The following is an 8163-nucleotide window of genomic DNA, read 5'->3' on the forward strand; positions in this document are numbered from 1 at the left end:
GCCCAGCGTGTTTCACCCGCAGAACTACGACGAGGCGACGACGGAGGTGCCGTTCTTCACGTACCTGCGCAACTCCATCATCATCACCACGGCCGTGTCGTCCATCAAGTTCGTCCTCGGGGTACTCAGCGCCTACGGTCTGGTGTTCCTGCGCTTCCCGGGCAAGAACATCGTCTTTCTCGTCATCATCGCCGCGCTCATGGTGCCCAATCAGATCACCGTCATCTCCAACTACTCGCTCATCTCCGAGTTGGGTTGGCGGAACTCGTTCCAGGGCATCATCATTCCGCTGGCCGGCGTCGCCTTCGGTACCTTCCTGATGCGCAATCACTTCCTGTCGTTGCCGCCGGAGATCATCGAAGCCGCGCGGATGGACGGTGCCGGGCCGGTACGGCTGATGTTCCGGGTGATCCTGCCGCTGTCGGGCCCGACCATGGTGGCCTTCGCCATCATCACGATCGTCACCGAATGGAACGAATACCTCTGGCCGTTCCTGATGTCCGACGACTCCTCGGTCGCACCGCTTCCGGTGGGATTGACGCTGCTCCAGAACAGCGAGGGCTACACCAACTGGGGCGCGGTGATGGCCGCGACGGTGCTGACCATTCTGCCGATCCTTCTCGTCTTTCTCGTCCTGCAACGCCACATGATCAAGGGCCTCACCTCCGGTGCGGTCAAGGGCTGATTCACCTCACTATCAGGAGTCGAACACCATGGCACACATCATCAATCGGCGTGGCTTCCTCACGCTCACCGGCGCAGCTGCGGCCGCCGCAGCCCTTGCGGCGTGCAGCGGTCCCGGATCGGGCGGGTCGGGCGGCGAGGCTGTCGAAGGCGATGCGAACACCATCAACTTCTGGTCGAACCACCCGGGCAAGTCCCAGGAGTTCGAGAGGGAACTGATCTCGCGCTTCCAGGCGGAGAACCCGGGCCTGACGGTCAATCTCATCGACGGTGGCAAGAACTACGAGGAGGTGTCGCAGAAGTTCAACGCGGCGCTCTCGGGCAACGATGTGCCCGACGTGGTCGTGCTCTCGGACGTCTGGTGGTTCAACTACGCGCTCACCGGTGCCATCGAGCCGCTCGACAAGCACTTCTCCGCAGCAGGCGTCGACCAGTCCGATTACGTGGATTCGCTGCTGGCCGACTACAACTGGAACGGCAACCACTGGGCCTTGCCGTACGCGCGTTCGACGCCGCTGTTCTACTACAACAAGGCCGTGTGGCAGCAGGCCGGACTGCCCGATCGTGGGCCGGCCACCTGGCAGGAGTTCGACGAGTGGGGCCCGCGCATCCAGGCCGTCGTCGGAGACGGCAAGCTCGCTCACGGTTGGGGCAACGCTGTCGACTACCTCGGATGGACGTTCGAGGGACCGATCTGGACGTTCGGCGGATCGTACTCCGATCAGTTCGAGCTGAAGTTCGACGATCCCAATACCATTGCGGCAGGCAAGTTCCTGCAGGACATGATCCACACGAAGAAGTACGCCGCGGTGTCCAACGACATCGCCAACGACTTCGCCGCGGGCATCCTGGCGTCCACCATCGCCTCGACGGGCGACCTCTCCACCATCAAGGCCGGTGCCGCGTTCGAGTTCGGTACCGCCTTCCTGCCGGCCACCGACGGCACTCCCGGCTGCCCCACCGGTGGAGCAGGCCTGGCCATTCCGGCGAAGATCTCGGAGGAGCGAAAGGTGAACGCGCTCAAGTTCATCGACTTCGTCACCAACGGTGCCAACACCGCATACTTCTCGCAGAACACCGGTTACATGCCGGTCCGCAAGTCTGCGCAGCAGGACCCGTCGGAGATCGCATTCCTCGAGGCGAACCCCAACGCCAAGACGGCCGTCGACCAATTGGCGCTGACTCGTTCGCAGGACTACGCCCGCGTGTTCGTCCCCGGTGGCGACAAGATCATCGGCAGCGGACTCGAGCAGATCGCGCTGCAGAACGCCGATGTCGCAACGACGTTCGCGTCCATCTCGGATCAGCTGCAGCAGATCATCGACCGCCAGATCACCCCGAAGCTGCCGAAGTAATGGCCGCCGTTCACTACGCCGGTGTCTCGCACCGGTACCCGGGTGCCGATTCGCTCGCTGTCGACAACCTCGAACTCGACATCGCGGACGGTGAATTCATCGTTCTCGTCGGACCTTCGGGCTGTGGGAAGTCGACGAGTCTGCGGATGCTCGCCGGTCTCGAGTCCGTCGAAAGCGGCCGTATCGACATCGGCGGAGTGGACGTCACCTCGCTGGCTCCGCGGGCCAGGGACGTTGCGATGGTGTTCCAGAACTACGCGCTGTACCCCAACATGACCGTCGGCGACAACATGGGATTCGCGCTGCGCAATGCCGGAATGAGCAAGTCCGACACCGCAGCACGAGTACTCGACGCGGCGAGGATGCTCGAGCTCGAGCCGTTGCTGGGTCGCAAGCCCGGCAAGCTCTCCGGCGGGCAGCGTCAGCGAGTGGCCATGGGGCGCGCGATCGTGCGTCAACCCAAGGTGTTCTGTATGGACGAACCGCTGTCCAACCTCGACGCCAAGCTGCGGGTGTCGACCAGAGCCCAGATCGCCGGTCTGCAAAGACGACTGGGCACCACTACGGTGTACGTCACCCACGATCAGGTCGAGGCCATGACGATGGGTGATCGCGTCGCGGTTCTGCTCGACGGGAAGCTGCAGCAGATCGCCGCTCCGCGGGAGCTCTACGACAACCCCGTCAACACGTTCGTCGCGGGATTCATCGGGTCACCCGGAATGAATCTGGTCGACGCTCCGGTGCGCGACGGCGCGGCCGTACTCGGCGAGTTGCGCATACCCGTCCCGTCCTCGGCGGGCGAGCGCGTCGTTGTCGGTATCCGCCCGGAGTCGTGGGATCTGGTGGGTGACGGTGGTGGGTTGCAGCTCACCGTCGAGCTGATCGAGGAGCTGGGTGCGGAGTCGTTCGTCTACGCCTCCGCGCCCAGCACCGACGGCGGTTGGTCGACAACCTCCGGCCGCATCGCGGTTCGCGTGGACCGCAAGTTGTCGATCGCCCTGGCCGAAACCATTCGACTGGTGCCCAAGCTGGACGAGTTGTTCTTCTTCGACTCCGTTACCGGCCTGCGGTTGTCGTAGCCGGTTCACCGAGGTCGATGGGCAGCGTGGCCCATCCGTGCAGGACTCGGGTGTTGCGACGGGTTCCTTCGCCTGCCGAGCGCAGGTGGGGGAATCTGTCGAACAACGCCTTCAGGCCCACTTCGGATTCTGCCTTCGCGAGCGCTGCCCCGAGGCAGTAGTGGCGTCCACCCGAGAACGACAGGTGTTTGCCGGCATTGGCGCGGGTGACGTCGAACCTGTCCGGGTCCTCGAACACCAGCGGATCCCGATTGGCACCGGCGAGCACCAGCACGACGAGCTTGCCCTCGTGCACCGTCACTCCCTCGACCTCGACGTCGCGCTTGGCCATCCGTGCGGTCAGCTGTACCGGTGATTCCATCCGCAACATTTCGTCGATGGCCGTCGGCCAGTGCGACGGGTCCTGCTGCAGTACGGCGAGCTGGTCGGGGTTGTCGAGCAGCAGTTGGATGCCGCTGCCGAGGAGGTTGACGGTGGTTTCGAAACCTGCGGCCAACACCAATCCCGCAGTGGCCCTGAGCTCCTCGTCGTTGAGGCCGACGCCCTCGTCCTTCGCGGCGATCAGCTGACTCATCAGATCGTCACCGGGATTGCGGCGCAGTTCTGCGATGTGTTGCGAGAGCCAGGCGTCGAATCCGATCAGGCCACGCTCGACCTGCTTGAACTGATCCCACGACAGGCCGATGTCGAGACTGGGTGCAGCCATCTCACCGAATTCGAGAACCCGCTGATTGTCCTCGACCGGTACACCGAGGATCCGCCCGATCACAGCAACCGGCAGGCGCGCGCAGTAGCGATCGACGATGTCGACCACCGGGGAGCCGTCGGACAGCTCGTCGAGCAGAGCATCGGCCGTTTCCTGCACCTGATCGCGCATCTTCTGCACTGCGCGGACGGTGAAGACCGAGGACACCAGCTTCCGGTACCTGGTGTGGTCCGGCGGCTCAACCGAGAGCAGTGAGGGCGGCAGAATCGGGTGCAGTGCCCCGGATCTGGTGTGCCGCTCGATCCACCGCAACGGCCCGGGAAGGGTCGCACCCAGCTGCGTGACGCGGAAGTCGTCCGAGCGCAGCAGGTCGAACGCCACCCGGTGATGCACGGTGATGTTCGAGATCCGAGTCTTCACCAGCGGTGCGGTGGCGCGCAGCTTCTCGTAGACCGGCGTCGGATTTGCCCGCGTCACCGGATCGGCCACCAGCATCGCCTGCGGATCGCCCGCGGCCGCTGCGCGTTTGGCCGCAAACCGAATCACCCCGTGAGCAGCCAGCCAGCGTGCGTATTCCCTCATCAGAAATTCCCTCCCCGATTGCCCTACCTGGAACTACCAGATCTTGACGCGCTTCCCCGGGTCCAAGTACAGCGCATCTCCGGGCTGTACGTCGAATGCTTCGTGAAAACTGTCGAGATTTCGCACGACGCCGTTGCAGCGGAACTCCGGCGGCGAGTGCGGATCGACGGCGAGTCGGCGGATCGCCTCGGCGTCGCGAGCCTTGGTCCGCCACACCTGCGACCAGCCGAAGAACACTCGCTGCAGGCCGGTCAAACCGTCGAGCACCGGTGCTTGTTTGCCTTCGAGCGAGATCTCGTACGCGGCGACGGCGATCGACAGACCACCGCGGTCGCCGATGTTCTCGCCGATGGTGAACTCGCCGTTCACCTTGTGGCCGGGCAGGGCCTTGGGCTCGAACTCGTTGTACTGCTCGATCAGGGCCGTGGTGCGCTTGCCGAATTCGGTGCGGTCGCTGTCGGTCCACCAGTCGACCATGTTGCCGTCACCGTCGTACTTGGCACCCTGATCGTCGAATCCGTGACCGATCTCGTGGCCGATCACCGCTCCGATACCGCCGTAGTTGGCCGCGTCGTCGGCCTCGGGGTCGAAGAACGGTGGCTGCAGAATGGCTGCGGGAAAGACGATCTCGTTCATACCGGGGTTGTAGTACGCGTTGACGGTCTGTGGCGTCATGAACCACTCGTCGCGGTCGACGGGTCCGCCGAGCTTGTCGAGGTCGCGCTGGTAGTCCGCGGTGTAGCCGCGGCGGTAGTTACCGAGCAGGTCGTCGGCGCTGATCTCGACGCCCGAGTAGTCACGCCACCGATCGGGGTAGCCGATCTTGGGGGTGAACTTGCCCAGCTTGTCCAACGCCTTCTGTCGAGTCTCCGGGCTCATCCATTCGAGCTCGGAGATGTTGCGGCGGTACGCCTCGGTGAGATTGTCGACCAGCACCTTCATTCGAGCCTTGGAGTCGGCCGGGAAATGGCGTTCGACGTACAGCTTTCCGACGGCCTCACCGAGCACGTCCTGCACCAGGGAGACGCCGCGCTTCCAGCGCTCGCGGTTCTCCTCGGTTCCGGTCAGCGTCGTTCCGTAGAACGCGAAGTTCTCGTCGACGATCGCGCTCGTCAGAAACGGTGCCCGTGAATGCACGACGCGCCACGCCAGCCACGCCTTCCACGCTTCGATGTCCTCGGAATTCCACAGCGAGACGAAAGTGCTGAGGAACGGAGGCTGCCGAACCACGATCTCGGCGAACTGCTCGGTGGTTGCGCCGAGCCCGGAAATCCATGCAGCCCAATTGAACCCGGCACCGCTCTTGACCAGCGTGTCGAAATCGACGAGGTTGTAGCTCTTCTCGGCGTCCCGCCTGGCGACGACGTCCCAGTGACCGGCGGCGATCTTCTGCTCGAGGTCGAACACCGTCTGCGCGTCGTACTCGATGCCGCTGAGCGCGAACATCTTCGAGATGTGCGCGATGTAGCTCGCGCGAATGTCCGCGTACTCGTCCTGGCGGTAGTACGACTCGTCGGGCAGACCGATTCCGGACTGGCTGAAGTGCACGAGGTAGCGATCGGACTGCTTGGCGTCGGTGTCGACGTAGTGCCCGATGGCGCCGCCCACGCCCGTGCGCTGCAGGGAGCCGAGAACGCCTGCGAGGGTGACGAGGTCGGTGGCGTCGGAGATGGCGGTGAGCTCGTCGGCGATGGGAGTCACGCCGAGCTGCTCCGCGCGGTCGGCATCCATGAAGCTCGAGAACAGGTCGCCGATCTTCTGCGCATCGCTGCCCGCTGGCGGGTTCGCGTCGGCGGACTCTTCGATGATGGTCTGGACGTCGACCTCGGCACGGTCGTACAAGGTGCGGAATGCGCCGTCGACGGCGCGGTCGGCCGGGATGGCGTACTCCTCGAGCCATTTGCCGTTGACGTGCACGAACAGGTCGTCCTGCGCGCGTGTGTTCTCGTCCTGGTAGCTGAGATCGATGCCCGAGTTCACTACTGAAGTCATCCGTCCATCTTTACACTCTTGCGTCTGATTGAACGGATGTTTAGTGTGCTGTACATGCGTACAGCATCGGAGGATCTCACCACCAAGGCTCGAATCCGCGACACCGCGATCGGCGTTTTCGGCTCGCAGGGTTTCACCGCGGGCGTGCGGTCCATCGCCACCGCGGCAGGTGTCTCTCCGGGGCTGCTCAATCACCACTTCGGGTCCAAGGACGGCCTGCGTACTGCGTGCGACGAGCACGTCCTGCGGGTGATCCGGGAGTCGAAGGCCGCGTCGTCCGCCCCCGCCGGAATGATGGAACAGCTCGCCCGAATCGACGAGTACGCCCCGCTCGTCGCCTACATCGTGCGGAGCTTCTCCGCAGGCGGCACATTGGCGCGAGAGTTGTTCGAGCACATGGTCGACGACGCCGTCCGCTACATCGACGACGGTGTTCGCGACGGCCGTTTCACACCCAGTCGAGACTCTGCGGCACGCGCCCGATTCCTGACGCGGCAGAACGTCGGCGGACTGCTGTTGTACGTGCAGATGGCCGGCCCCGACGTCGATTTCCGCGAGGCCCTGAGCGCGCTCGGTGACGAGATCATGCTTCCTGCACTCGAGCTCTACACCGACGGATTGTTCACCGACTCCCTGGCTTTGGACACCTATCTGGAGGCCACGTCATGACCGAAGCAATTTCCGTGGACGGCCTGGTGAAGACGTTCGGTTCGGTCCGGGCGCTCGACGGACTGGACCTGCACGTACCGACTGGTGAGGTGCACGGATTCCTGGGCCCCAACGGGGCAGGCAAATCCACGACCATTCGGGTTCTGCTCGGTCTCGTCCGTCCGACGTCGGGACAGGTGCGCTTGCTCGGCGGCGATCCGTCGGCCGACACGGTGGCGCTGCATCGACGTCTGGCCTACGTTCCCGGCGACGTGACCCTGTGGCCGTCGCTCACCGGCGGTGAGGTGATCGATCTGCTCGGCCGAATGCGCGGCGGTCTCGACCCCGCCCGCCGCGCCGAATTGCTCGAACGGTTCTCCCTCGACCCGGGCAAGCGCACCCGCACCTACTCCAAGGGCAATCGGCAGAAGGTCGCGCTGATTTCGGCCCTGGCTTCCGACGTCGAGTTGCTGATCCTCGACGAACCCACATCGGGACTCGATCCGCTGATGGAACAGCACTTCGGCGACTGCGTGAAAGATGCTGCCCGACGCGGAGTCACGGTGCTGTTGTCTTCGCACATCCTGTCCGAGGTGGATGCGCTGTGCAGTTCGGTGACCATCGTCAGAGAGGGGCGGACGGTCGATACCGGGACTCTGGCCTCGATGCGGCACCTGACCCGCACCACGATCACCGCGGTGCTCGACCGAGTGCCCGACGGTCTGGCGGCACTGCCCGGAGTGAGCGCGGTGAGCGTGGACCGTTCCTCCGTCACCTGCACCGTCGAGAACGACGCCCTCGCGGCGACGATGCACGTGCTGGCCGACGCGGGAGTGCGGAGCTTGGCCAGTTCCGCTCCGACGCTCGAGGAACTGTTCCTGAGGTACTACGCATGAATGCCCTGACCGGGACGGGGGCGTTGCTGCGGTTGTATCTGCGCCGCGATCGTGTGGTGGCACCGGTGTGGATCGTTCTGCTCGGCGCGCTGCCCTTGCTCTACGCGGTCAGCTTCGAGGGTCTGTATCCGACGGCGGCGGACCGTCAGGCCTTCTATCTCGGCACGCTGTCGGCACCGGCACAGGCGGCACTCGTCGGCCCGATCTTCGGCAGCGATCTC

At 64.5% G+C, this 8163-nt stretch carries 7 protein-coding genes and 1 pseudogene; 6 read left to right on the plus strand and 2 right to left on the minus strand.

Annotated features, from left to right (window positions below; all coding sequences use genetic code 11):
* The 3 genes from A2J02_RS07610 to A2J02_RS07620 all read left to right on the plus strand — a co-directional run.
* A partial coding sequence (locus tag A2J02_RS07610; protein WP_068048800.1) for a carbohydrate ABC transporter permease occupies positions 1 to 685 on the plus strand: 685 nt, incomplete at its 5' end.
* A 28-nt stretch (positions 686 to 713) separates the two neighbouring features.
* Entirely contained in the window at positions 714 to 2039 is a 1326-nt protein-coding gene (locus tag A2J02_RS07615) for an ABC transporter substrate-binding protein (RefSeq protein ID WP_068048804.1), read from the plus strand.
* On the plus strand, positions 2039 to 3118 hold the full coding sequence (locus A2J02_RS07620) for an ABC transporter ATP-binding protein (RefSeq protein WP_068048807.1): 1080 nt from the start codon (positions 2039 to 2041) through the stop codon (positions 3116 to 3118). Before A2J02_RS07615 ends, A2J02_RS07620 begins: the two co-directional genes overlap by 1 nt.
* On the opposite strand, the gene A2J02_RS07625 is transcribed toward A2J02_RS07620, so the two are convergent.
* A complete protein-coding gene (locus tag A2J02_RS07625; protein WP_068048811.1) occupies positions 3096 to 4406 on the minus strand; it encodes a cytochrome P450 in 1311 nt (436 codons plus the stop codon). The two genes, A2J02_RS07620 and A2J02_RS07625, sit on opposite strands and share 23 nt — an antisense overlap.
* A 33-nt stretch (positions 4407 to 4439) precedes the next feature.
* Positions 4440 to 6398, minus strand: coding sequence for a M13 family metallopeptidase (locus tag A2J02_RS07630; protein ID WP_068048814.1), 1959 nt, complete (start codon positions 6396 to 6398; stop codon positions 4440 to 4442).
* A 54-nt stretch (positions 6399 to 6452) separates the two neighbouring features.
* On the opposite strand from A2J02_RS07630, the gene A2J02_RS07635 reads away from it, so the two are divergent.
* The 3 genes and pseudogenes from A2J02_RS07635 to A2J02_RS07645 all read left to right on the plus strand — a co-directional run.
* Positions 6453 to 7067 carry a TetR/AcrR family transcriptional regulator gene (locus tag A2J02_RS07635; protein ID WP_068048820.1) on the plus strand — a complete coding sequence of 205 codons (615 nt, stop codon included), beginning with the start codon at positions 6453 to 6455 and terminating at the stop codon, positions 7065 to 7067.
* Positions 7064 to 7942, plus strand: coding sequence for an ABC transporter ATP-binding protein (locus A2J02_RS07640; RefSeq protein ID WP_068048817.1), 879 nt, complete (start codon positions 7064 to 7066; stop codon positions 7940 to 7942). Before A2J02_RS07635 ends, A2J02_RS07640 begins: the two co-directional genes overlap by 4 nt.
* Positions 7939 to 8163 (plus strand): annotated as a pseudogene (locus A2J02_RS07645) (ABC transporter permease); the annotation flags it as partial. The gene A2J02_RS07640 and the pseudogene A2J02_RS07645, both read left to right, overlap by 4 nt.

The sequence above is a fragment of the Rhodococcus sp. EPR-147 genome (genome assembly GCF_001647185.1).
Classification (GTDB): Bacteria; Actinomycetota; Actinomycetes; order Mycobacteriales; family Mycobacteriaceae; genus Rhodococcoides.

Coding starts and splice junctions, on each gene's coding strand:
- A2J02_RS07615 (WP_068048804.1), top strand. CDS start 714: ATGGCACACATCATCAATCGGCGTGGCTTCCTCACGCTCACCGGCGCA.
- A2J02_RS07620 (WP_068048807.1), top strand. CDS start 2,039: ATGGCCGCCGTTCACTACGCCGGTGTCTCGCACCGGTACCCGGGTGCC.
- A2J02_RS07625 (WP_068048811.1), bottom strand. CDS start 4,406: ATGAGGGAATACGCACGCTGGCTGGCTGCTCACGGGGTGATTCGGTTT.
- A2J02_RS07630 (WP_068048814.1), bottom strand. CDS start 6,398: ATGACTTCAGTAGTGAACTCGGGCATCGATCTCAGCTACCAGGACGAG.
- A2J02_RS07635 (WP_068048820.1), top strand. CDS start 6,453: ATGCGTACAGCATCGGAGGATCTCACCACCAAGGCTCGAATCCGCGAC.
- A2J02_RS07640 (WP_068048817.1), top strand. CDS start 7,064: ATGACCGAAGCAATTTCCGTGGACGGCCTGGTGAAGACGTTCGGTTCG.